At 42.3% G+C, this 24,130-nt stretch carries 31 protein-coding genes and 1 riboswitch; of the genes, 29 read left to right on the top strand and 2 right to left on the bottom strand.

The genetic code is table 11. The features are described 5' to 3' along the window. Window positions 1–3: 3 nt before the first annotated feature. The 15 genes from upp to fabZ all read left to right on the top strand — a co-directional run bounded on the left by upp (window position 4) and on the right by fabZ (window position 11,017). Window positions 4–633, top strand: a complete 630-nt coding sequence (gene upp, locus MGG13_RS09950) for a uracil phosphoribosyltransferase (RefSeq protein WP_239034766.1) — start codon at window positions 4–6, stop codon at window positions 631–633. Between the two features lie 12 nt (window positions 634–645). Next, complete coding sequence (wecB, locus tag MGG13_RS09945) at window positions 646–1,788, top strand: non-hydrolyzing UDP-N-acetylglucosamine 2-epimerase (RefSeq protein WP_133432140.1); 1,143 nt, start codon at window positions 646–648, stop codon at window positions 1,786–1,788. Window positions 1,789–1,963: 175 nt separating this feature from the next. Then, window positions 1,964–2,317 (top strand): ATP synthase subunit I, encoded by a 354-nt coding sequence (locus MGG13_RS09940; protein ID WP_133432141.1) that lies wholly within the window; start codon window positions 1,964–1,966, stop codon window positions 2,315–2,317. 24 nt (window positions 2,318–2,341) lie between these two features. After that, a complete protein-coding gene (gene atpB / locus MGG13_RS09935) occupies window positions 2,342–3,064 on the top strand; it encodes a F0F1 ATP synthase subunit A (protein WP_133432142.1) in 723 nt (240 codons plus the stop codon). 44 nt (window positions 3,065–3,108) lie between these two features. After that, on the top strand, window positions 3,109–3,321 hold the full coding sequence (gene atpE, locus MGG13_RS09930) for a F0F1 ATP synthase subunit C (protein WP_041636195.1): 213 nt from the start codon (window positions 3,109–3,111) through the stop codon (window positions 3,319–3,321). A gap of 50 nt (window positions 3,322–3,371) precedes the next feature. Further along, complete coding sequence (locus MGG13_RS09925) at window positions 3,372–3,923, top strand: F0F1 ATP synthase subunit B (protein WP_133432143.1); 552 nt, start codon at window positions 3,372–3,374, stop codon at window positions 3,921–3,923. After that, window positions 3,923–4,453: a F0F1 ATP synthase subunit delta gene (locus MGG13_RS09920; protein WP_239034765.1), complete on the top strand. Its 531-nt coding sequence runs from the start codon at window positions 3,923–3,925 to the stop codon at window positions 4,451–4,453. The genes MGG13_RS09925 and MGG13_RS09920 overlap by 1 nt, the downstream gene beginning before the upstream one ends. Before the next feature lie 19 nt (window positions 4,454–4,472). Beyond that, window positions 4,473–5,981, top strand: a complete 1,509-nt coding sequence (atpA, locus tag MGG13_RS09915) for a F0F1 ATP synthase subunit alpha (protein WP_239034764.1) — start codon at window positions 4,473–4,475, stop codon at window positions 5,979–5,981. Between the two features lie 33 nt (window positions 5,982–6,014). Beyond that, window positions 6,015–6,875, top strand: a complete 861-nt coding sequence (gene atpG / locus MGG13_RS09910) for an ATP synthase F1 subunit gamma (RefSeq protein WP_239034763.1) — start codon at window positions 6,015–6,017, stop codon at window positions 6,873–6,875. Window positions 6,876–6,893: 18 nt separating this feature from the next. Further along, window positions 6,894–8,306: a F0F1 ATP synthase subunit beta gene (gene atpD / locus MGG13_RS09905; protein WP_133432147.1), complete on the top strand. Its 1,413-nt coding sequence runs from the start codon at window positions 6,894–6,896 to the stop codon at window positions 8,304–8,306. 17 nt (window positions 8,307–8,323) lie between these two features. Beyond that, on the top strand, window positions 8,324–8,731 hold the full coding sequence (locus MGG13_RS09900) for a F0F1 ATP synthase subunit epsilon (protein WP_133432148.1): 408 nt from the start codon (window positions 8,324–8,326) through the stop codon (window positions 8,729–8,731). Between the two features lie 54 nt (window positions 8,732–8,785). Continuing rightward, complete coding sequence (locus tag MGG13_RS09895) at window positions 8,786–9,010, top strand: DUF1146 family protein (protein ID WP_133432149.1); 225 nt, start codon at window positions 8,786–8,788, stop codon at window positions 9,008–9,010. An 83-nt stretch (window positions 9,011–9,093) separates the two neighbouring features. Then, window positions 9,094–10,371 (top strand): UDP-N-acetylglucosamine 1-carboxyvinyltransferase, encoded by a 1,278-nt coding sequence (murA, locus tag MGG13_RS09890; protein ID WP_239034762.1) that lies wholly within the window; start codon window positions 9,094–9,096, stop codon window positions 10,369–10,371. Between the two features lie 4 nt (window positions 10,372–10,375). Beyond that, entirely contained in the window at window positions 10,376–10,573 is a 198-nt protein-coding gene (locus MGG13_RS09885; protein WP_208001767.1) for a DNA-directed RNA polymerase subunit beta, read from the top strand. Next, a complete protein-coding gene (gene fabZ, locus MGG13_RS09880; RefSeq protein WP_133432151.1) occupies window positions 10,574–11,017 on the top strand; it encodes a 3-hydroxyacyl-ACP dehydratase FabZ in 444 nt (147 codons plus the stop codon). 61 nt (window positions 11,018–11,078) lie between these two features. On the opposite strand, the gene MGG13_RS09875 is transcribed toward fabZ, so the two are convergent. After that, entirely contained in the window at window positions 11,079–11,507 is a 429-nt protein-coding gene (locus MGG13_RS09875; protein ID WP_133432152.1) for a YwpF-like family protein, read from the bottom strand. A gap of 212 nt (window positions 11,508–11,719) precedes the next feature. Here MGG13_RS09875 and MGG13_RS09870 point away from each other — a divergent pair, with 212 nt between their 5' ends. The 14 genes from MGG13_RS09870 (at window position 11,720) to MGG13_RS09805 (ending at window position 23,453) form a co-directional block, all read left to right on the top strand. Beyond that, window positions 11,720–12,328, top strand: coding sequence for a single-stranded DNA-binding protein (locus MGG13_RS09870; RefSeq protein ID WP_239034761.1), 609 nt, complete (start codon window positions 11,720–11,722; stop codon window positions 12,326–12,328). A gap of 189 nt (window positions 12,329–12,517) precedes the next feature. Next, on the top strand, window positions 12,518–12,877 hold the full coding sequence (locus MGG13_RS09865) for a LysM peptidoglycan-binding domain-containing protein (protein ID WP_133432154.1): 360 nt from the start codon (window positions 12,518–12,520) through the stop codon (window positions 12,875–12,877). 172 nt (window positions 12,878–13,049) lie between these two features. Continuing rightward, a complete protein-coding gene (locus MGG13_RS09860; RefSeq protein ID WP_239034760.1) occupies window positions 13,050–13,880 on the top strand; it encodes a transglycosylase family protein in 831 nt (276 codons plus the stop codon). 81 nt (window positions 13,881–13,961) lie between these two features. Next, window positions 13,962–14,057: riboswitch (TPP riboswitch) on the top strand. A gap of 49 nt (window positions 14,058–14,106) precedes the next feature. Continuing rightward, entirely contained in the window at window positions 14,107–14,772 is a 666-nt protein-coding gene (tenA, locus tag MGG13_RS09855; RefSeq protein ID WP_239034759.1) for a thiaminase II, read from the top strand. After that, entirely contained in the window at window positions 14,765–15,583 is an 819-nt protein-coding gene (gene thiD, locus MGG13_RS09850) for a bifunctional hydroxymethylpyrimidine kinase/phosphomethylpyrimidine kinase (protein WP_133432157.1), read from the top strand. Before tenA ends, thiD begins: the two co-directional genes overlap by 8 nt. Beyond that, complete coding sequence (thiM, locus tag MGG13_RS09845) at window positions 15,555–16,340, top strand: hydroxyethylthiazole kinase (RefSeq protein WP_239034758.1); 786 nt, start codon at window positions 15,555–15,557, stop codon at window positions 16,338–16,340. The genes thiD and thiM overlap by 29 nt, the downstream gene beginning before the upstream one ends. After that, entirely contained in the window at window positions 16,341–16,973 is a 633-nt protein-coding gene (gene thiE, locus MGG13_RS09840; protein WP_239034757.1) for a thiamine phosphate synthase, read from the top strand. 76 nt (window positions 16,974–17,049) lie between these two features. Beyond that, complete coding sequence (gene yidC / locus MGG13_RS09835; RefSeq protein ID WP_133432159.1) at window positions 17,050–17,901, top strand: membrane protein insertase YidC; 852 nt, start codon at window positions 17,050–17,052, stop codon at window positions 17,899–17,901. A gap of 132 nt (window positions 17,902–18,033) precedes the next feature. Continuing rightward, window positions 18,034–18,729, top strand: a complete 696-nt coding sequence (pxpB, locus tag MGG13_RS09830; RefSeq protein WP_133432160.1) for a 5-oxoprolinase subunit PxpB — start codon at window positions 18,034–18,036, stop codon at window positions 18,727–18,729. After that, a complete protein-coding gene (locus MGG13_RS09825; RefSeq protein WP_239034756.1) occupies window positions 18,726–19,679 on the top strand; it encodes a 5-oxoprolinase subunit C family protein in 954 nt (317 codons plus the stop codon). Before pxpB ends, MGG13_RS09825 begins: the two co-directional genes overlap by 4 nt. A 1-nt stretch (window position 19,680) precedes the next feature. Next, window positions 19,681–20,103 carry an acetyl-CoA carboxylase biotin carboxyl carrier protein gene (locus MGG13_RS09820; RefSeq protein WP_133432162.1) on the top strand — a complete coding sequence of 141 codons (423 nt, stop codon included), beginning with the start codon at window positions 19,681–19,683 and terminating at the stop codon, window positions 20,101–20,103. A 10-nt stretch (window positions 20,104–20,113) separates the two neighbouring features. Further along, window positions 20,114–21,463 (top strand): acetyl-CoA carboxylase biotin carboxylase subunit, encoded by a 1,350-nt coding sequence (accC, locus tag MGG13_RS09815; RefSeq protein WP_239034755.1) that lies wholly within the window; start codon window positions 20,114–20,116, stop codon window positions 21,461–21,463. Window positions 21,464–21,466: 3 nt separating this feature from the next. Then, entirely contained in the window at window positions 21,467–22,219 is a 753-nt protein-coding gene (locus tag MGG13_RS09810; protein WP_133432164.1) for a LamB/YcsF family protein, read from the top strand. 22 nt (window positions 22,220–22,241) lie between these two features. Next, window positions 22,242–23,453: an NRAMP family divalent metal transporter gene (locus MGG13_RS09805; RefSeq protein WP_239034754.1), complete on the top strand. Its 1,212-nt coding sequence runs from the start codon at window positions 22,242–22,244 to the stop codon at window positions 23,451–23,453. A 31-nt stretch (window positions 23,454–23,484) separates the two neighbouring features. On the opposite strand, the gene MGG13_RS09800 is transcribed toward MGG13_RS09805, so the two are convergent. Further along, window positions 23,485–24,102 (bottom strand): HD domain-containing protein, encoded by a 618-nt coding sequence (locus tag MGG13_RS09800; protein WP_239034753.1) that lies wholly within the window; start codon window positions 24,100–24,102, stop codon window positions 23,485–23,487. Between the last annotated feature and the right edge of the window lie 28 nt (window positions 24,103–24,130).

Below are 24,130 nucleotides of genomic sequence, written 5' to 3'. Positions count from 1 at the left end.
ATAATGGGCAAAGTACATGTATTTGACCACCCATTGATTCAACACAAACTAAGTTATATTCGTGATGAACAAACAGGAACGAAGGAATTCCGCGAGCTAGTCGATGAAGTCGGCATGCTGATGGCTTATGAAGTCACACGTGACCTTGAACTGCAGGATGTCGAAATTCAGACACCTGTCACTAAGATGACAGCTAAGCGCTTAGCAGGTAAGAAAATTGCAGTTGTACCCATCTTAAGAGCAGGTCTGGGTATGACGGATGGCGTGCTGAAATTAATTCCAGCTGCACGTGTCGGCCATATTGGTTTATATCGTGACCCAGAGACACTGCAACCTGTTGAATATTTTGCGAAATTACCACAGGACATAGAAGAACGTGATTTTATCGTTGTCGATCCGATGCTTGCAACAGGCGGATCAGCAATTGAAGCGATTAATTCGCTCAAGAAGCGCGGTGCACTTAAAATCCGTTTTATGTGTCTGATTGCAGCGCCTGAAGGTGTAGAATTATTAAAAGAAGCCCATGCTGATGTTGATATTTATATCGCCGGACTGGATGAGAAGTTGAATGATCATGGTTATATCGTGCCAGGACTTGGCGATGCGGGCGACCGTTTATTCGGTACAAAATAAGGAGAGAAGAAAATGAAGAAGATTATGACGGTATTTGGGACGAGGCCGGAAGCCATCAAGATGGCACCTCTCGTTTTACAGTTGAAGAAAGAAGAAGGTCTGGAGCCGATTGTTGTTGTAACGGCACAGCATAGAGAGATGCTTGATCAGGTACTTGAAATCTTTGATATCACACCTGACTACGATCTCAATATCATGAAAGCCGGTCAGACACTGACTGAAGTAACTGGGCGCGTGCTGACAGGTCTTGAAGGCGTCATTAAAGAAGCGAAGCCGGATATGATTCTTGTTCACGGTGATACGACGACGACTTTTGCGGGAGGTCTTGCAGCATTCTATAATGAAGTCGCTATCGGTCACGTAGAAGCAGGACTTCGTACATTCAATAAATATTCTCCGTTCCCAGAAGAAATGAACAGACAGATGACGGGTGTTCTTGCAGATCTTCACTTTGCACCGACAGATGAAGCGGCTGAGAACCTTCGCCGTGAAAATAAACCGGAAGACGCAATTGTCGTAACAGGCAACACAGCAATCGATGCATTATCAACGACTGTACAGGATGATTACCATAGTGAAATCATTGATGCATATGCAGACAAAAAAATTATTTTACTGACTGCTCATCGTCGTGAGAATATCGGCGAACCGATGCATAACATCTTCAAAGCTATCAAACGAATCATTGATGAACATGAAGATGTGACAGTAGTCTATCCGATGCACAAAAATCCGAAAGTACGTGAAATCGCTGCACAGTACCTGGCTGACCATGATCGCATCAAACTGATTGAGCCGCTGGATGTTATTGATTTCCATAACTTTGCGGCAAGAAGCCATTTTATCCTTACAGATTCAGGTGGTGTCCAGGAAGAAGCGCCATCACTCGGTAAACCCGTTATCGTTCTACGTGACACAACAGAACGTCCGGAAGGAGTAAAAGCAGGGACGCTTAAACTTGCGGGTATTGAAGAAGAAGACATTTACCGTTTGACTAAAGAACTGCTGACAGATGAATCGATCTATAATGCCATGAGTCAGGCCAGCAATCCTTATGGTGATGGTCATACTTCTGAGAGAATCTGTGCGCATATTAAGCATTATTTCGGCTTGACAGAGGAGAAACCAACTCCATTCAAGGTTTCAGATAAATAAAAACAGTAAGCAATGATAATGCGAAAATAAAAAGAATAAATGTGTCTGAAATGTGAACATTTTGTTAAACTTTATTTTTTGAGTTTTTGGCATGGCATTGACACACATTTAGGGCTATATTATTATAAACCTTGGAATGTAACGGTTTTCATTGCGTTCGAAGGAGACATATTATATGTCAAGTTTCAAAATCTTTTTTAAGCGTTATCTGCAGTTTTTTCTCTATCTAATCCTCATACTTCTTGTTGCCTATCTTATTACAGGAAGTAGCTTCGCGTTAGGATTAATCATCGGTACGATTGCTTCGGCAATCAGTGCTTTTGTATGGCATCACTATCTGTATCGCGCGATCAATAGTGAGTCGCTGTACATCTCTAGTGGTATGGGTATTCGTTTTCTCATTGCGACGATGGCCTGCCTCTTCTGGGTGAGATTTCCTGAAGCGATCAGCATCTATGGCATCGCGCTTGGCCTCACTCTAACGTATGTCATGATTCTCATACATACATTTATCAGTCTGAAACAATAATAAATAATAGGAAGAGGTGAAGAAATGGAACACGCATCACCACTCTATATCTGGAACTTCATGGGACACGATATCATCTTCAATCTAAGCTCGATTATGATGCTGGTTATTACAGCGGTTATCGTCCTTCTGATTGCGATTCTCTGCACTCGCAATTTAAGTCACAGACCATCGAGTGCTCAAAACTTTATTGAATGGATTTTCGACTTCACGCGCGGAATCATCAACAGCAATATGGACTGGGGGAGAGGGGCACGCTTTCACTTTTTAGCTGTCACTTTATTACTTTTCATCTTTGTTGCTAACATGCTTGGTTTACCATTTGCGATTGTGACTGGACACACATTATGGTGGAAATCGCCGACAGCAGACGCTACAGTGACGCTGACGCTTTCAACTTTAATGGTTGTACTGACACACTTCTATGGTATTAAGATGCGCGGTGCGGGTAATTATTTCAAGAGTTTTGCTCAACCAGTATGGTTTATGGTACCGTTCAAGATCATCGAGGAGTTTTCATCTACTCTGACACTCGGTCTTCGTCTATACGGTAACATCTTTGCCGGAGAAGTTTTACTCGGCTTGCTTGCAGGTATCGGCGGCGCTGGAATGCTCGGCTGGTTCGGTGCAGCAATCCCGCTTATCATCTGGCAAGGTTTCTCAATTTTCGTAGGTGCAATTCAAGCGTACATCTTTGTTATGTTATCAATGGTTTACATGTCACATAAAGTGTCTGAAGACCATTAATATAAAATAAAAAAACAATTATATTTCTTAGGAGGAAATTATTAATGAATTTATTAGCAGCAGCAATCGCAATTGGTTTAGCAGCACTTGGCGCAGGTATCGGTAACGGTCTTATTGTTTCTCGTACAGTTGAAGGGGTTGCTCGTCAGCCTGAAGCACGTGGTCCATTAATGACAATCATGTTCATCGGTGTAGGTTTAGTCGAAGCCCTTCCTATCATCGCAGTAGTAGTAGCATTCATGGTAATGAACCGCTAATTATAATATCACTCGTTAAGGCGAAGTCTTTATGATTTCGCCATTCATTTATGACTTTAACTGTGGCGAAAGGAGCGTTAATATTGGATTTCTTTATTTTAGGAGCAACTGAACATGTTGACGGTGTTCAATGGGGGACTATCTTTGCAACACTTCTGACATTCATTATTTTACTCGCATTACTGCGTAAATTCGCATGGGGTCCGCTTAAAAATATTATGGATGAGCGTCAGCAGGCGATTAATTCTGACATCGATAACGCAGCAGCTCAGAACGAAGAAGCAAGACGTTATGCTGAAGAAAATAGAGCTTTACTTACTCGTACCCAAGGAGAAGTGCAATCAATCCTTGAAAATGCAAAAGTACAAGCGAAACGTGAACATGAAGAAATTCTTCATACAGCGAATGCAAGAGCAAACAAATTAGTTGAAGATGCACAAGTTGAAATCGAGAACGAAAAGAAACGTGCAATTGCGGACATCAATGACCGCGTTGCTGAACTTTCTGTTCTGATTGCATCTAAAGTCATCAACAAAGAAATTAACGAACAAGATCAAAAACAACTTGTGAGTCAGTATATTCAAGAGGCAGGCGATAAATAATGATTATCGCGAAGAAATATGCCGAAAGTCTATTCGAAGTCGGACACGAGCAAGGGGTATCGGACAGCATCAAGAAAGATCTTGATACTTTAAAGACAGTCGTATCAGCTGACCAGTCTTTCCATCGTTTCGCTGAAGATCCACAAGTATCCAAACAATCTCGCATCGAATTTGTTGAAAAGACGTTCAAAGGTGTCGATCAGCCGCTGATGAATTTACTTAAGATTCTCGCTGAACGTAAGCATTTAGAACTGATTCCAGCAATCAGTGCAGAGTATGAACATTTTTATAATGAAGCGAATGAACAACAGTACATGAAAGTAGAATCTGTCTATGCACTCTCTGATGAGGAGATCAACGACATCGGTAAAGCTTTCATCAAGCGTACAGGCTATAAAAGATTACTGATTGAAAATATCATTAACAAAGATTTGATTGGCGGTATCAGAACGACAATCGGTACAACAGTTTATGATGGTTCAGTTCAGAATAGTCTTAAAGAAATCTCAAAAGCAGTTCAACAACAATAATCATTAAGGAGTGACATAGATGGCCATCAAAGCTGAAGAAATCAGTGCACTGTTAAAGTCACAGATTGCAAACTATGAATCTGGTGTGACAGTAACAGATGTCGGTACAGTAATTCAGGTCGGTGACGGTATCGCTTTAGTTCACGGTCTTAACAACGTTATGGCAGGGGAACTTGTTGAATTTCATAACGGCGTGTTAGGTCTTGCACAGAACTTAGAAGAAAACAATGTAGGTATCGTTATTTTAGGACCTTATACAGAGATTAAAGAAGGAGACGAAGTGAAACGTACAGGTCGCATCATGTCAGTACCTGTAGGTGAAGAACTGATTGGTCGTGTTGTTGACCCACTTGGTCAGCCAATCGATGGCAGAGGCCCGCTCAACACAACAAAAACACGTCCTATCGAATCTCCAGCAACAAGCGTTATGGACCGTAAATCAGTAGACGAGCCGCTTCAGACAGGTATTAAAGCGATTGACGCACTTGTACCTATCGGTCGTGGTCAGCGTGAGTTAATCATCGGTGATCGTCAGACAGGTAAAACAACGGTTGCTATTGATACGATTCTTAACCAAAAAAATGAAGATATGATCTGTGTATACGTTGCAATCGGACAAAAAGAATCAACAGTGCGTACAGCGGTTGAAACTTTACGTCAACACGGTGCGTTAGATTACACTATCGTCGTATCTGCTTCTGCATCACAACCAGCACCACTTCTTTACCTTGCGCCTTACTCAGGTGTCGCAATGGCAGAAGAATTCATGTTCAATGGTAAACATGTTTTAATCGTTTATGATGATTTAACTAAACAAGCAGCAGCTTACCGTGAGTTATCATTATTACTTCGTCGTCCGCCAGGTCGTGAAGCTTACCCAGGGGATGTCTTCTACTTACATAGTCGTTTACTTGAGCGTGCAGCGAAACTAAACGATGACTTAGGTGGCGGATCTATCACAGCGCTTCCATTCGTTGAAACGCAGGCAGGGGATATCTCAGCTTACGTTCCGACTAACGTTATCTCTATTACAGATGGTCAGATTTTCTTACAGTCTGATTTATTCTTCTCAGGTGTACGTCCAGCGATCAACGCCGGTTTATCTGTATCACGTGTAGGTGGTTCAGCACAAATCAAAGCGATGAAAAAAGTAGCGGGTACACTTCGTCTTGACTTAGCATCATACCGTGAGCTTGAATCATTCGCACAGTTCGGTTCTGACTTAGATCCAGCAACTAAAGCGAAGTTAGAGCGTGGTAAACGTACAGTAGAAGTACTGAAACAAGATGAAAATAAACCTCTTACTGTTGAAAAGCAGGTTACGATTCTTTATGCATTAACTAAAGGTCACCTTGATGACATTCCTGTACAGGACATCACTCGTTTTGAAGATGAATTCTTAGGATGGGTGGGCAATAATGCACCACACCTTTACCAGGAAATTCGTGAAACTAAAGCTTTACCGGCAGACGAGAAATTCGTTGATGCAATCAATGCTTTCAAGAAAATCTTCAATCCTTCAGTCTAACAGAGAATGATAAGTAAATAAGGTGGTGACAAAATGAGTTCACTTAGAGAGATCAAAACACGTATTACTTCAACACAGAAAACGAGTCAGATTACGAAAGCCATGCACATGGTATCTAACTCTAAACTACGACGTGCTGAAGAAAATGCGAAAAGCTTCTATCCATATATGGACAAGATGCAGGAAACAATCTCAGCAATCGGTGGTAATGATAGTTCACATCCTATGCTTGTAAAACGTCCCGTCAAGAAAACTGGTTATCTCGTTGTAACGAGTGATAAAGGTCTTGCAGGTCCTTATAATGCAAGTGTGCTGAAGAATGTGACGAATATTATCAGAGAACGTCATAACAATGATGCAAGTCAGTATGGCATTCTGGTCATTGGTCGTGTAGGCCGAGATTTCCTGAAGGCACGTGGCTATAATATCATCAATGAGATGGTAGGACTGCCAGAACAACCTTCATTCAAAGCGATCAATGCAATGACTAAAAGTGCAGTTGAGCGTTACGAAGCGGGTGAATTCGATGAGCTTTACCTTCACTTCAGCCATTTTATCAGTGTGCTGGAGCAGGAAGTTCAGGAACGTCGTATTTTACCAGTCAGTCAGAGTGATATTCAGGCGACTGGAGCGACTGCGATGTATGAATTTGAACCCGACAAAGAAGCCATTTTAGATGTCATTCTTCCTCAATACGCAGAAAGTTTGATTTACGGAGCCTTACTCGATGCTAAAGCTAGTGAACATGCTTCTCGTATGACAGCGATGAAGAATGCAACAGATAATGCTAAAGAACTGATAGATGACTTATCATTACAATATAACCGTGCTCGTCAGGCGGCAATTACACAACAGATTACTGAGATTGTCGGCGGCGCAGCGGCACTCGAATAATTTTAGGGAGGAATAATAATGGCAGTAGGTCACGTAATTCAAGTTATGGGTCCAGTTATCGATGTTAAGTTCGAACATGGTCAGTTACCAGAACTTAATAACGCTTTAACTTTAGATATCCAGCGTGAAAACGGCACTACAACGTTAACTCTGGAAGTAGCCCTTCATTTAGGTGACGATGCAGTTCGTACTATCGCAATGAGCTCTACAGACGGCGTACAACGTGGTGCTGATGTTACAGATACAGGATCACCTATCTCTGTTCCAGTTGGAGACGAAACATTAGGACGTGTATTCAACGTTCTCGGTGAAAAAATTGATTTAGGAGAAGAGTTACCGGCAGGTACTCGTCGCGATCCAATTCACCGTCTTGCACCAAAGTTCGAAGAGTTATCAACGAAAGTGGAAATTCTTGAGACAGGTATCAAAGTTGTCGACTTATTAGCACCATACATCAAAGGTGGTAAAATCGGTCTCTTCGGTGGTGCCGGTGTAGGTAAAACGGTATTAATCCAGGAATTAATCAACAATATCGCACAGGAGCACGGTGGTATCTCTGTATTCGCAGGCGTTGGTGAACGTACGCGTGAAGGTAATGACTTATACCACGAAATGAGTGACTCAGGCGTTATCAAGAAAACAGCGATGGTATTCGGACAGATGAACGAGCCACCTGGTGCGCGTATGCGTGTCGCTTTATCAGGTTTAACAATGGCAGAATACTTCCGTGACGAACAAGGTCAGGACGTACTGTTATTCATCGATAATATCTTCCGTTTCACTCAGGCAGGTTCTGAGGTATCAGCCCTCTTAGGTCGTATGCCTTCTGCCGTTGGTTACCAGCCAACACTTGCAACTGAGATGGGTCAGTTACAGGAACGTATCACTTCTACTAACGTAGGTTCTGTAACGTCAATCCAGGCAGTATTCGTACCAGCCGATGACTATACTGACCCGGCGCCAGCGACAGCTTTCGCTCACTTAGATGCAACAACAAACTTAGAACGTAAATTAACAGAGATGGGTATCTACCCGGCCGTAGATCCACTTGCATCAACTTCACGTGCTTTAACACCTTCTGTAGTAGGTGAAGAGCATTATGCAGTAGCTCGTGGTGTACAGGCAACGCTTCAGAAATATCGTGAATTACAAGATATCATTGCCATCCTGGGTATGGATGAGTTATCTGATGATGATAAAAAGACTGTTAACCGCGCACGTCGCATCCAGTTCTTCTTATCACAGAACTTCCACGTAGCTGAACAGTTTACAGGTCAAAAAGGATCTTATGTGCCAGTTGCACAGACAGTTCAGGACTTCAAAGCAATTCTTGAAGGTAAATACGACCACATCCCTGAAGATGCATTCCGCTTAGTCGGTGGCATTGAAGCAGTACTTGAACAAGCTAAAGGTATGGGTGTACAAGTCTAATTTAGGAGGAATGAGATATGAACACGTTAGCGTTAAATATTGTTACTCCTAATGGTTCAGTTTATTCTACTGAGCAGGCTGAACTTGTCGTACTACAGACTGAAGGTGGTGAGATGGGGATCATGGCCGGACATATTCCGACTGTTGCCCCGCTCAAAATCGGTGCAGTACGTGTGACTGTTGATAAAAAAGTACATTATATCGCTGTAACGGAAGGCTTTGCTGAAATCCGTGCGACAGGCGTAACAGTGCTTGTACAGGCTGCTGAACAATCAGATGCCATCAATATTGACCGTGCACAGGAATCTTTACGCCGTGCCCAGGAGCGTCTGGAGCATGACAAAAAAGAAGGCGTGGATTATCACCGCGCTGAACGTGCACTTCATCGTGCCATCAATCGTTTGGATGTAGCCAAATATCGTTAAAACCCAAAAAGACTTAGCACGCGCTAAGTCTTTTTTTTAATTGAGGAGGAAAATATGGATACAGGTATATATGCACTCATTCATCTGGTTCTTCATGTTGTGTTTACATGTCTCTCTTTTTGGGCACTTAAATCATTGAGAACAGAACAATGGTTTAAGGGCAATCACACAAAGCAGATACAGTTACTTCTGGTTTTTGTTAGTTTTGCGCTCGGAAAGTTGGTCAGTGACTTTATGATGGATATCATCTATTTTTCTCAGCAGATGACCTGGATGTAGAGAGCCCGGTAATTAAACTTACTGTTCCATACATATTTTTGATATAGTATAGGTTATAGAAGTTGAGTGGTGGAGGAAAAATAATGGATATGATTTTAGTAAAGGGCGGAAACCGTCTGTCAGGAACAGTTAAAGTAGAAGGTGCAAAGAATGCAGTGCTACCTATTTTAACAGCATCTATATTAGCGGATAATGGCGTAAGTACTTTTACAAATGTTCCTCAGTTATCAGATGTTAATACAATCAGTCATGTACTGGACGGTTTGAATGTCAGCGTGAAGCAAGTAGCTGCAAATACATATGAAGTAGATGCAACGTCAGAACTTGAATCAACGGCAAGTTATGAATACGTCAGTAAAATGAGAGCGAGTATATTAGTGATGGGGCCTCTTCTTGCAAGATTAGGTCATGCACGAGTTGCACAACCAGGTGGCTGTGCTATTGGATCACGCCCTATTGAACAGCATTTAAAAGGATTGTCAGCATTAGGAGCCGTAATTGAACAGGAAAATGGTTATTTAGTCGGACATGTAGAGGGTCGGCTGAAAGGCGCAAACATTTATCTGGATTTCCCGAGTGTCGGCGCGACTCAGAATATTGTGATGGCAGCGACACTTGCTGAAGGAACAACTGTCATCGCTAACGTTGCAAGAGAACCTGAAATTGTTGACTTAGTCGATTATTTAAATGCGATGGGTGCACGTATTACGGGTGCCGGTACAGATACGTTAACGATTGAAGGCGTTGAACGTTTATCTGGGACTGCACATACGATTGTTCCCGACCGTATCGAAGCAGGTACTTATATGATTGCAGCAGCGATTACACGAGGCGACGTTCTGATTGAAGGTGCCCGCACGGAACATATGACATCTCTTATTTCTAAGCTGCAGGAGATGGGCGTCACTATTTCAGAAGAAACACAAGGATTACGCGTAACAGTGAATAAGCCTCTTAAAGGCGTCGAAGTTAAAACAATGCCGCATCCAGGATTCCCGACAGATATTCAGGCACAGATGACAGCCCTGATGATGACGGCAGAGACTGAAAGTCGTATGACAGAAACCGTATTTGAGAATCGTTTTATGCATATCGATGAATTTATGAAGATGAACGGAAATGTCAGAGTCAGCGACCGTACTGCTTTTATTCGTAAGAGTGAGCTGCACGGTGCATCAGTGAAATCAACAGATTTAAGAGCAGCTGCTTCACTGATTCTTGCAGGACTGGTCGCAGAAGGTTATACACGTGTGACTGAACTGAAGCACCTTGACCGTGGGTACGTTAACTTCCATGGCAAACTCAAGCAATTAGGAGCAGATATTGAGCGAACGGAAGAAGATAAAGTAGAAGTGAGGTAAAAAAATGGCTAATTATTCAGGTAATGAAGTCGTTCACCGCAAAATACCGATGTTTGTGACGATTGTAATTATACTTGTACTGGCACTCATCTTATTTTTAGTTGGACTGATGATGGGTTACGGTGTTCTTCATTCACCGTTTGGCATCTTTAATCCAAATACATGGACACATATTTTCGAATTGACAGGGAGCTTAAATTAGATGGAAACTATTCTGACTTTTGATGAAATCAAGAAAATTATTCCGCATCGTTATCCATTTCTGCTGATTGACCGAGTTGTTGAGCTGGAAGAAGGTAAACGCTGTGTGGGCATCAAGCAAGTGAGTGGCAATGAACCTTTCTTTCAAGGGCATTTCCCGGACTATGCTGTCATGCCCGGGGTTCTGATTGTTGAAGCACTGGCACAAGTAGGTGCAGTTGCGATGCTTGATATGGAAGCAAACAAAGGAAAAATCGCTTTATTTGCAGGAATTGATAAATGCCGTTTTAAAAAACAGGTGACGCCTGGTGATACGTTGAGATTAGAAGTAGAGATCTCTAAAATTAAAGGGCCTATCGGTAAAGGAACTGCAACAGCAACAGTAGACGGCGCAGTAGCCTGCAGCTGTGAAATTACATTTGCATTAACAGATGCTAAAGAATAATGAAACCCCTTGTCACATCTTAAAGTGTGACAGGGGGCTTTTGTTTAAAGTGAAATTTTATTCAGTCTTTTTCTCTTAAAATAGGTTTAGAGACCATCATGCGATTAAATGTGCTAATCAATTCATCACCTGTTAACTCATCTTCAACAAGTTGCTCAAGCAGCTGCTCTGCATAAGCCTGTCTTGGTGTATAAATATGACATTCAAAAATAACAGAAATATGGTCATTTAATTCTTTGATATTTTTAATAGTTGCTTCAAACAAGGCTGGATCATTGGAGGCGCGCGTGATGACAACTCTTGTGTCCAGCACGGTGTGGTTTTGCTGATAGGCTTCCATTGTTTCTTTATGTATACGATCAATCAAGATTTCCAGCAGCCAGCCTGTACCACTGTTCTCCTTATTAATGATGACTCCATCATGTACGGTGAACTCATGTGTGGTCTCATTTTCTACAATCTGAAACCTGAGTGCTTTAAATGTTTTCATGGATCCATCCTCCTTTCATTCATTATATAGTTTGCCTGAATTTAATTCAAAAAGTTATCGATTTTCCTGAAATGTCAGTAATAAGTCGCAGTTTTTTATCAAATACAAGTAATTTATCAGAATCTGCACTACCTGAGCCGCAGAAAAATAAAAACGGTGATTTTTCAATTTATTTCAGTCAGGTTATAGTGAGTTTAGAAAGGAGGTGACACATGATCAATAAAGTTGTGCTCGTTGGACGCCTGGCGAATGCGCCTAAAACCAACCAACATTCCAGTAAAAATAGCGTACAGTGCGTCACATTCCCTATTGCGATTGAACGGGGGTATAAACCTCGCGATGAGCAAGCTCAGACAGTAGATTTCCTGCACTGTAAAGCTTTCAACAAAACAGCGGCGAATATATTACAATATTGTCGTAAAGGCTCAACAGTTTGTGTGACGGGTCAGATCCACAGCAACCGTTACCAGAAACCAGGAGAAGATAAACCACAGTATTTTACAGAAATTCTGATTGAAAGCATCAAGTTTCTGCCTAATTTTGGTGCCATTAAAACAGGTGATATACTCCCTCAGACACCTGATGAAATCTGGAGTGAACTATCAGATGCCGAAAAAACACATACGATTCTGCTGGCTAAAGAAAAATTAGTAAAACAGATGATTGCTGATCAGAATACAGCACCCATCGAGACCGAACCAGTTAAAGTCATTACTGATGATGAAAGTCATGAGTTACTGAAATCACTTGATACATTAACGAATGATACGCCACAGGAAAAAGCTGAAGACGAAACAAAGGAAGCAGCTGTACTCTCATAAGACATCCTTCTTACTCACACCCCACTCGCCCTTTCAAACGTGCTGTCTGGAAGGGTTTTTTATTTTGATATCATTTTGTAATGCTAACGTAATTTAAAGAGCCGACTTATCATTTTTCTGTAACCATAGAAATCATAAAGCGTGCTAAAGTAATATCAAGATTAAACAAAGACGGGAGACAACACAGAAATGAATAGATTATCAGTCATTGTCGGTGCTGTCATTTTGTCTGGCATTGTAGCAACAACGAATGCTGAAGCAAAAATGCAAAATTTGCAGATGGATGAATCGGTTTGGTCAATTACAGATAAATATGATAGAACGATTGAGAACATAGAAAAAATCAACGCGGTTGATACCACTCTAATTACACCTAATCCGAAAGTAGAAGTCCTTGTAAATGGAAAATACAAAGTGATTAAGGGCGATACAATACCAGAAATAGCCGACAAGTGTGATGTATCAGTTAAACAGATCCATCATTTAAATCATATAACAGAAGAACAAAAGTTGACTGAAGGTCGCACACTTCAAGTGAATGAGAACTGAAATTAACCCTCTGAGTTAATTTCTTTTTTTATAAAAAGAATCCAATCATAACTTTTTGTAACGATAGCGTAATATTACGCTTTTATTTTATATATATCTGTAACCTATGAAATATTTTATTCTGATATATTGTTATTAATGAAAAAAGACCATCCCTAGGAGGAAAACATTTATGAAAAAAGTATTGGCGGCATCGACTGCAGTAGCGGTAGCAGGATCTTTCGTAGCAACAGCAAATGCAGCAGAGTACACAGTTAAATCTGGAGATACACTTTGGGCGATTTCACAGCAATATGGTACTTCAGTTGCAAATCTTAAAGCTGAAAATGGTTTAACTTCTAATCTGATCTTACCGAAACAAGTTTTAAAAATTAATGAAAAAGCTGTTAAAGCGGAAAATCATGATACAACAGTCTATCATATCGTTGCAGGCGATACTTTAGGGAAAATCGCTGCTCAGTTCAATGTAACAGTAGCAGATCTTAAAGCCTGGAATAACTTATCATCTGATTTAATCATTGCAGGTAAAACTCTAGTAGTGGGTGGTCAACAAGCAGCACCAGTAAAAACATACCAGGCGCCAGTACAGCAGGCGGCACCAGTAAAAACATATCAGGCACCAGCACAGCAGGCGGCACCAGTAAAAACATACCAGGCGCCAGTACAGCAGGCAGCACCAGTGAAAACATATCAGGCACCAGCTCAACAAGCTCCAGCATATCAAGCGCCTAAAGCAGCGACAACTCAAACTTCAGCTGCTTCATACGCTACAAATTCAAGCGTAGATGCTCATTTAAAATTAATTATGCAACGTGAATCAGGCGGTAACCCACGTGCGGTCAACCCAGCTGGTTACTACGGTTTATTCCAGTTTTCACCAACAACTTGGGCTGCTGTCGGCGGCACAGGTAACCCGGCTAATGCTTCTGTTGAAGAACAATGGAAACGTGCTCGCATCCTTTATACACAATACGGTGCACAGCACTGGAGCACAGCTTACTAATCATTCAAGACTATCTGCGGATAGTCTTTTTTTATTTGCATTCAAACCTTGAGTTCTATATGCTTAACATAACAATATATCTATTACTGCTAGGGGTGCCTGATGGCTGAGATGACGATGTCAAACCCTTTACCTGATCTAGATAATGCTAGCGTAGGAAAGCGGTCGTGCTTAAAGACCTTTTTCTGCAGAAATAGGTCTTTTTTATTTTGAAGGAGGAATCACTATGTTTACAGATGAACTACAACAGGAAGCGGCGCCTATTATTGATGCCATTTATCATGATCCTTTTATTAAAGGTATCATCAACGGGGATATTTCGAAGGATGCGATTCGTCATTATTTGAAAGCAGATCACCTCTATTTAAATGAATTTGCTAAAATCTATAGTCTCTTAATTGCGAAATTAGATGATAAAGAAGATATACGTTTTCTGCTCGAGCAGATTGACTTTGTCGTCAACGGCGAAGTGACTGCCCATTATACGATGGCAGATTATGTCGGGGAGGACTATGCATCGATTATCGAAGGCGGCGAGTGGTATCCGGCGAGCGATCACTATATCAAACATATGTACTACAATGCTTTTAAATATGATGATGCAAGTTTCACCATCTGTGCGATGGCCCCTTGTCCTTATGTTTACCAACAGCTGGCTTTAAAAATAAAAGAAAATCATGATTTAATAGGTAATCCTTTAAAAGACTGGGTGGATTTCTATGCGGTGAATATGGATGAGTTGATGGGTCATCTGAACCGCTGGGTCAATCGTTTTGCTGAAACAACGACCGAGCAGAATAAAGCTATTTTAAGACGTAATTTCCTTGAAAGCTGTGTTCACGAAAGAAGATTTTTCGCGATGTCATATCATCAGGAGAAATGGAATGTTTAAAACAGCACTCTCTATTGCAGGAACAGATCCGACTGGCGGCGCCGGTACAATTGTTGATGTTAAAGTCTTTCAGTCAAGAGGTGTTTACGGGATGAGCGCCATTACCAGTATCGTCGCTCAGAATACGCGCGGCGTACAGCAGGTCTTTGACCAGCCGGTGCATGTTCTGGAAGCTCAGCTTGAGAGCATCTATAGTGATATTGTGCCGGACGCTGTTAAAACAGGCATGCTTGCATCAAGTGAAGTCATGGATGTCGTAAGACCTTATATCGAGAAGCACCGTATTCCTTATGTCATTGATCCGGTCATGGTTGCAAAAAGCGGTGACGATCTGCTGGATGATGCAGGAAAGAACGCGGTACGCTATAAACTGCTGGATCTCGCAACAGTAGCTACACCAAACTTGCCGGAACTGGAACGTATTTTGAATATGAAGGTCGAAACGAGAAGTGATATCGACCGCGCCGGTCACATCTTTCTGAATGAAATCGGTAGTCAGTCTGTCATCGTAAAAGGGGGACATATGGAGGGCGATGCCATTGATTATCTTTTTACCAAAAAGGGTGTCACTGAGCTGCCAGCCAAAAGAATCGCGACTCATCATACACACGGCACGGGCTGCACGTTCAGCGCTGTCATTACAGCGGAACTTGCGAAAGGCCGCTCTATAGAAGACAGTGTCAGAACGGCTAAAGCCTATATCACGAGCGCGATTCTTAACAACCCGGGACTCGGCCACGGTAATGGACCGGTCAATCATTTCAGCTATCAGGAGGAAGAATATGAGACTCAATCAAATCAGACAAAATAATCCCCTTATCATCTGCCTGACGAATGATGTCGTCAAGAACTTCACTGCTAATGGTCTACTGGCGCTTGGTGCGAGTCCGGCTATGGCGACGGAAGTCGAAGAGCTGGAAGATTTTATTAAGCATGCAGGGGCAGTCCTTATCAATATCGGCTCACTGACTAAAGAAAGTATGCCTTCCATGGAAAAAGCGGCAGAAGCAGCAAATAAGTTTGGCGTTCCAGTCGTTCTGGATCCAGTTGCCTGCAGCGCGACAGCATTTAGAAAAAATTTCTGTCTGAAACTTATCGAGAACTATGATATCAGTGTCATCCGAGGCAATGCGTCAGAGCTAAAAGGGCTGATTGAAGAGGCGACAATGAAAGGGACGGATAGTGACTTATCACTTGATACAGTCGCAATCGCACAGGTAGCAGGTGGGCAGCTGGAGACTGCGGTAATCGTGACAGGCGCGCAGGATGCTGTTTATGCACAGGGCAAGGTGAAAAAGCTGTCGAACGGCACGGAGATGCTGACTAAAGTCACGGGCGGAGGATGTTTATTAGGGGCAATTGTATCCGCTTTTATATATAATGAGGTTGAACCGACATTAGATGATTTAGTCGAAGCTGTCTCTTATTACAATGTTGCAGCTGAGCGTGCTGAATCACTTGATAATGGCACTTTGCCGGGCCATTTTCAGATCAATCTGCTGGATATGTTGAACAGCATAGATGAAAATGACGTAGCAGAGAATATGCGAGTGGAAGAAGTGAGCTAATTGGAATTTAAGCGTGAGATGTTACAACTATATTTTATTTGCGGTACCAATAATACTGAAGATATTGAAACGGTTCTTGAAGAAGCCTTAAAAGCAGGCATCACTTTGTTTCAATTCAGAGAAAAAGGGACAGGCGCATTAGCTGGGGAAGAAAAAAAACAGATGGCACTCAAATTAAAAGCGCTGTGTGCGGCATACAGCGTACCTTTTATTATCAATGATGACTGGCAGCTGGCGCTTGATGTTGATGCAGATGGTATTCATCTGGGTCAGGATGATGACAAGATTGCAGACATCATTGAAAAGTTTCCGAATAAAATCATCGGGCTTTCTGTCAGCAATTTTGAGGAATACGATCAATCTGACTTAGCGCATGTGGATTATATCGGTGTGGGACCTGTCTATGAAACAAGTTCAAAAAATGATGCGAAACGTCCCGGCGGCATCGAACTGATTCGTAAGATGCGTCTCTACGATGAACAGATTCCGATTGTCGCGATTGGCGGTATTACAAATCGTAACTGCGAGATGATACTGAAAGCAGGCGCAGACGGCATCTCGACCATTTCTTCAATCGCTGCCAGTTCCAACATTGAACAAGATGTGAAGAATTATCTGGATTATTACAAATAAACGAGTTCCCTAGTTTAATCAGCACATAAAATGTGTTAAAATAACCTCTATGTGAAGAATACTATGAGGTGAAGAAATGAAGAAAAAGGCATTGATGCCATTATTGTTCGGTATTATTATATTTTTAGCGGGCTGTGATTATTCCAAAGAGTCTAATCGTACAGGCTTCTTTTATGATACGTTTGTACATCCACTGGATTTACTGATTCACTGGCTGGGTGCCAATATGGGTCATAACTATGGTCTTGCGATTATCGCGATTACGTTAATTGTGCGTCTTGCATTGTTCCCGTTCATGATGCGTACTTATAAGAACCAGAGTGTCATGAAAGAAAAAATGAACCTGATTCAGCCGCAGTTAAAAGCGATACAGGAAAAATCAAAACATGCACGTACACAAGAAGAGAAAATGGCTGCCAATCAGGAAATGATGGCACTGTATAAAGACAATAACATCAATCCACTTAATATGGGTTGTCTGCCTCTGTTAATTCAGCTGCCGATTGTTACAGGTCTCTTCTATGTTCTTAAATATCCATCAGGTGGCGGAATTACGCAGTATCCTGACTTCTTATGGTTTAAACTGACAGAGCCGGATATTTTAATGACTATTATCGCAGGTATTGTCTATGCGGCTCAGGCCTTTGTCTCTATGCAGAATATTCCTGATGAGCAGAAAGCACAAATGCGTATGATGATGTTCATTTCACCGATTATGATCATCTGGATGTCTTACATCTCTCCAGCAGCACTCCCATTATACTGGGCAGTCGGTGGGGCATTCCTTGTCCTGCAAACATGGTTAGGGAATAAGTTCTACAAACAGAAAGTTCATGAAGAAATGAAACCTCTTATCGATGCGCATGAAGAGAACCAGGAAAAAGTAGTGAGAAACACACAAGTTAAAGCGAAAAAGAAAAAAAGATAGTTTTCAATCACCGTCAAAATGACGGTGATTTTTTTTAATTGTTACTTCATCCATTTAATGCAGCAAAAAAACATAGAGAATTATCTGAATAGTATGTTAAAATTTATATGGTAGTTGAAAGGGGTTTCATATATGGACATTAAATATATTAATGAAAATGCGATTGCATGTGTGTTTGAAGAGACAATCAGCGAGCAAGTGAATCAACAGGTGCTGGCATTAAAACACGCATTTGAAACACAGCAAGTGGATGGAATTGAAGAAATCATTGCTTCTTATCATACGCTTGTCATTTATTTTAATGATTCAATCACGCATGATGTCCTGGTTGAGAAAATTAAAAGTCTGGATATCAATAGTCAGATGAAGCGAACGGCGAAAGTCTATACGATTCCTGTTTGTTATGACTATGGACTGGATATGGATGAACTGGCAGAGTACTGTGGGCTGACGCCGCAGGAAGTGGTTGAACGTCATACTTCCAGACGATATCTGATCTACATGTTAGGTTTTATGCCAGGGTTTCCATTCCTCGGCGGACTGGATGCGTCCATCGCTAAGCCGAGAAAAGAGACACCTCGTAAAGAAATACCAGCAGGCTCTGTGGGTATCGCCAATGAACAGACAGGCATGTATCCTCTTGCATCACCAGGTGGCTGGAATATTATCGGCCGGACACCTGTCACTTTATTTGATGCAGATCGTACACCTGCTGTTTTTTATGAAGCGGGGGACTATATTCAGTTTAAAGCAATCAGCAAAGAAGAATATACGGCAATAGAGCAAGATGCCGAGTACAAAATCGAAGTAAAGGAGGTTGAAGCATGAGTTTAAAAGTGATACAGCCTGGTCTGTTTACGACGCTGCAGGATGCAGGTCGTCAAGGAGTTCAGCATATTGGCTTAAGCCCAAGCGGCGCAATGGATTATTTCAGCTTTATGGTCGGCAATCAGTTGCTTGGTAATGAGCGTCCTGTCAGTCTTGAAATGACGATGCAGGGTGGGACGTTCGAATTTGGACGCGGTAATGCGTTTATTATTACAGGTGCAGATATGCAGGCGACGCTAAATGGTAAACCAGTGAAGCATAATACCATCCATTATGCCAAGATGAATGATCAGCTGGCATTTGGAGCTGCAGTGAACGGCATGCGCACTTATCTGACAGTCAGAAACGGGTTTGATATAGAACCTATCTATGATAGCTATGCGACGCACACTAAGATTAAACTCGGCGGTGTAGAAGGCCGAGCGCTGAAAGCGGGAGATGAGCTCGTCTTTTCAAATTCAGAAAAAGTACCGGAAAAGACTCTTTATACACCGGCATTCGATGATAATAAAATCCGTTTTATTCCGGGGCAGCAGTTTGAACGGTTCGAAAAATTCAAATTGAAATCTTATACAGTTTCGAACATGTCTGACCGTATGGGTATCAGACTGGAAGGCGATACAATCAAGGCAGAGAACTACGATATTATCTCTGAACCGGTACAGCTGGGTTCTATACAGGTGTCAGCGTCAGGTCAACCGATTGTGCTGCTGAGCGACCGTCAGACAGTCGGTGGTTACGCTAAAGTAGGAACGGTCTATTTCTATGACCTGGTGAAACTTGTACAGAAGAAACCAGGTGAAGAGATTCATCTCGTGCCGGGGACCTTAGAAGAAGCGATTCAAGAGAAAAAGAAGATGCTGAAATATATTGAAGATATTAATGTGCTGGCGTATAAAGGACGTTCATCAGGTAGCAAGATCCAACAATTAATTAAAAGGGTGAAATAATATGAATACAGAAAACTTAGAAACATTAATCCAGCTGATGAATGATAATCAGTTAAAAGTCATTTCATATAAAGATAAAGAAACAGAATATCATATCGAAAAAGCAGTGCCGGAATCAAGTGCAGCTCCAGTTGTACAAAATCAGGTACCTGTACAGAATGAAGCAAAAGTGACTTCTGAAGGCTATACTCAGAAATCACAGCTAGTCGGTACTTACTATAATACTGAAAATGAAGACAGCACTGAACCACTCGTGAAAGTCGGTCAGAAAGTCGAAAAAGGCGACCGTATCGGGATTATTGAAGCGATGAAAGTCATGAATGATATCCAGGCTGAAGTATCAGGAACAATTGAGGAAATCTTAGTGGAAAGTGGTACAGCAGTCAGCTATGACGAGCCGTTAGTCAAAATTAAAGAAGTTTAGGGGTGTCACAATGAAAAAAGTATTGATTGCCAACAGAGGAGAAATTGCGATCCGTATTATCAGAACATGTAAAAAGCTCGGTATTCAGACCGTTGCTGTCTATTCTACTTCTGATAAGGATTCGCTTCACGTAGCACTGGCGGATGAAGCATACTGCATCGGTCCGGCACAAGCTCAGAAAAGTTATCTGAATATGAATCAGATCATCTCCGCAGCAATCGTTTCAAATGCAGACGCCATCCATCCGGGTTATGGTTTCCTCGCTGAAAACTCAAAATTTGCGAGAGCATGCGCGGAGCATGATATTATTTTCATCGGTCCTACACCTGAAACGATTGATAAGATGGGAGATAAGGCAGAAGCAAGAAAAACGATGATTGCTGCAGGTGTCCCTGTCATACCCGGCTCTAAAGATGTCATTCCGACAGTAGAAGAAGCAGTTAAAATGGCTGAAACAGTCGGAGTGCCGCTTGTCATCAAAGCAGTTGCAGGTGGCGGAGGTAAAGGGATGCGGATTGTCAATGATCTGGCTGATGTAGAAAAACTTTATCATTCCGCTAAGAATGAAGCACTCAAAGCTTTTGGTGATGACAGAGTGTATATTGAAAAGTTTATCAAAACGGCGCGACATATCGAGGTGCAGGTGCTGGGTGATGGTAAAGGAGACGCTATTCATCTGTACGACCGTGACTGCTCGATTCAGCGTAATAACCAGAAACTGATTGAAGAAGCTCCGGCTGTTATCGTGCCGGCAGACATACGTGAGAAGATGACGAGCGACGCAGTCAGCGCGGCAAAGAACATCAATTACCGCGGTGCGGGTACGCTTGAATTTCTTTACGTAGAAGAAACCAACGACTATTATTTCCTGGAAATGAATACAAGGGTCCAGGTGGAACATACTGTGACAGAACGCGTGACAGGTGTCGATATTATAGAAGCGCAGCTCGATATTGCACTGGATGATCACTTCCCATTCAAGCAGGAAGATATTAAAATCCACGGTTTTGCAATGGAATGCCGGATTAATGCGGAAGATCCTGCCCACAACTTCAGACCGTCTCCAGGTAAAGTGCAAGGTCTGCACTTACCTGGCGGACCTGGTGTCAGAATCGATACATTCCTATACGAGAACTGTACGGTCTCACCTTATTATGATTCGATGATTGCAAAAATCATCACGTTTGATTTAACACGTGAACGGACGATACAGAAAATGCAGACGATTCTGGATGAGACAGTTATTGACGGTTTTGCGACAAACCTGGATTTCCAGTATCGCATCATTCAGCATCCGAACTATGTTGCCAACACGCTCGATATTAAGTTTCTTGAGAAGAACCACTTCCTGGAGGGATAACTGATGAAAATTGATTTAAATGCAGATCTAGGAGAAAGTTTTGGTAATTACAAGATTGGTAATGATGCGGCGATCATCCCGCTTATTACTTCAGCGAATGTCGCATGCGGGATGCATGCAGGTGATTTTAATGTCATGGAACAGACTATTCAGCTGTGCAAAGAACAAGGTGTCGGTATAGGTGCACATCCCGGTTATAACGATTTGATGGGCTTTGGACGCCGCAAAGTAGATATGCCTTATGAAGAAGTTGAAGCACTCATCACTTATCAAGTCGGTGCGATTCAGGCATTCTGTCAGCGTCATGGTGTTAAGTTAAATCATGTTAAACCGCACGGTGCCCTTTATAACGCGACGTTTAACGACCGCAAACTCGCTGATCATATTGTTGACGCGCTTTACAGACTGGATCCAGCGCTTAAAGTGATGGGGATAGCAGGCGGCCATCTTGTTCAGGCTGCAGAAGATAAAGGGATGACTGGGATTCATGAAGTTTTCGCAGACCGCAACTATGAAGAGGATGGAACACTTGTCAGCCGGAAAGAAGCCGATGCACTGATCCATGATGCAGAAGAAGCAACTGCTCATATCCTGCGCATGATAAACGATCAGGTCGTCAAAACGAAAACAGGTAAGCTTGTGCCGATCCAGGCAGATTCTATTTGTGTTCATGGTGATGGACCTGAAGCTCTCCAGTTCGTCCATGCAATCAGAACGGCTTTACAGAAACAGAATATAGAACTGACGACGATATAGTCAGAACAAAGGGGATGAAAGAATGGAAAACAACACAAAATTAACAGCTGGACAGAGACGTCTGCTATTCGGCGCTATCTTCCTGATGGCAACGTCAGCGATTGGACCGGCCTTTTTAACACAGACGACCGTCTTTACGGAGAAGTTTTTAGCCAGTTTTGCATTTGCGATATTAGTCAGTATTATTATTGATATCGGTGCTCAGCTGAATATCTGGCGTGTGCTGACTGTAACAGGAAAGCGTGGTCAGGATGTAGCGAACGAAGTAGTGAAGGGTCTCGGGACAGTTATTTCTATCCTGATTGTACTGGGCGGCCTCGCCTTCAACATCGGTAACGTGGCAGGCGCAGGTCTTGGTTTCAATGCATTATTCGGGCTGGATGTAAAAATAGGCGCTGTGATCACAGGTTTACTTGCTATCTTAATCTTCAGCTCTAAGAGTGGCGCGAAAGTGATGGATGTCATCACACAGATACTCGGTGCTCTGATGCTTGTCATAGTAGGGATTGTCATGATTAAAGTCAATCCACCTTACGCAGAAGCCGCGTATCGTATGGTTGCACCTGAAAATCCGGCAGCACTCGTTATGCCGATTATTACAATCGTCGGTGGAACAGTCGGCGGTTATATCACATTTGCCGGTGCTCACCGTTTAATTGAAGATGGTATGGTCGGTCCGAAAAATCTGCCGTTTGTGACGCGTGCAGCGAACCTCGGTATTTTAACAACAGGATTTATGCGTCTTTTCTTATTCCTGGCAGTACTCGGTGTCGTCGCAACGGGTGTTAAACTGAATGCCGATAACCCACCGGCATCTGCATTCCAGTATGCGCTAGGTGATATCGGGCCAAAAATATTTGGTTTAGTTCTATTGGCGGCAGCCTTGACGTCTGTTATCGGTGCCGCTTATACCAGTGCTTCATTCTTAAAAGGGTTCCACCCTGTTTTCTCGAAATATAATAATATCGTCATCATATGCTTTATTGTTTTCTCGACTATTGTGTTTGTCTTTATTGGGAAGCCGGTTAAGCTGCTGATTTTAGCAGGTGCGTTCAACGGACTCATCTTACCAGTGACATTAACCGCTATTCTGATAGCTTCACGCAAGAAATCAATTGTAGGTGACTACAAACATCCGACATGGATGCTTGTGTTCGGTGTCATTGCAGTGCTGGTCACACTAGGCGCAGGCGTCTTGTCTATCCAGAGCCTGCTGGATTTATGGAATCAATAAAAATAAGCTGACTTTTAAAGTCAGCTTATTTTTATTGCCATTCTTTTTTGAACTGAGCCACAAATTGCTCCATAAACTCGTGTCTTTCTGCAGCTATAGCTCGACCTGTCTCAGTATTCATCAAGTCTTTTAATTTGAGTAGTTTCTCGTAAAAATGATTAATCGCATGTGTTTTTTCGCGGTAATCTGCCTGCTGCAGGTCACGTGGTGGAATGAGTGGATCGTACATGATATCGCCGAACTTACCCGCATACATAAAAGTACGGGCGATTCCGATTGCACCGATGGCATCCAGACGGTCAGCATCCTGTACCACCTTGCCTTCCAGTGATTCAAGCTTACCGGCGTTCTTACCGCCTTTGAAACTCATATATTTCAGAATATGCTTGATTGCGTCACGTTTATCTTCAGCGAGCGCAATCTGGTCGAAGAAGTTTTCAAGCTTCGTCCAGGCAGTGACTTCGTCCGTCAGTTTATCATCGACTGTGTCATGGAGCAGCGCAGCCATCTCGACAATCAGCAGATCAGCCTGTTCTTCTCTGCCGATAGTGAGTGCCATTTTTCTGACACGTTCGATATGCGCATAATCATGGCCGGATGAATCGCCCATGTGAAAATCTTTCACGTATTTTTCGGTTTCTTTTATCATCAGTATGCTCCTTTTACTTCATTTATGG

It is taken from the genome of Macrococcus brunensis, assembly GCF_022343725.1.
Classification (GTDB): domain Bacteria; phylum Bacillota; class Bacilli; order Staphylococcales; family Staphylococcaceae; genus Macrococcus; species Macrococcus brunensis.
This window is presented reverse-complemented; position numbering and strand designations above follow the sequence as displayed.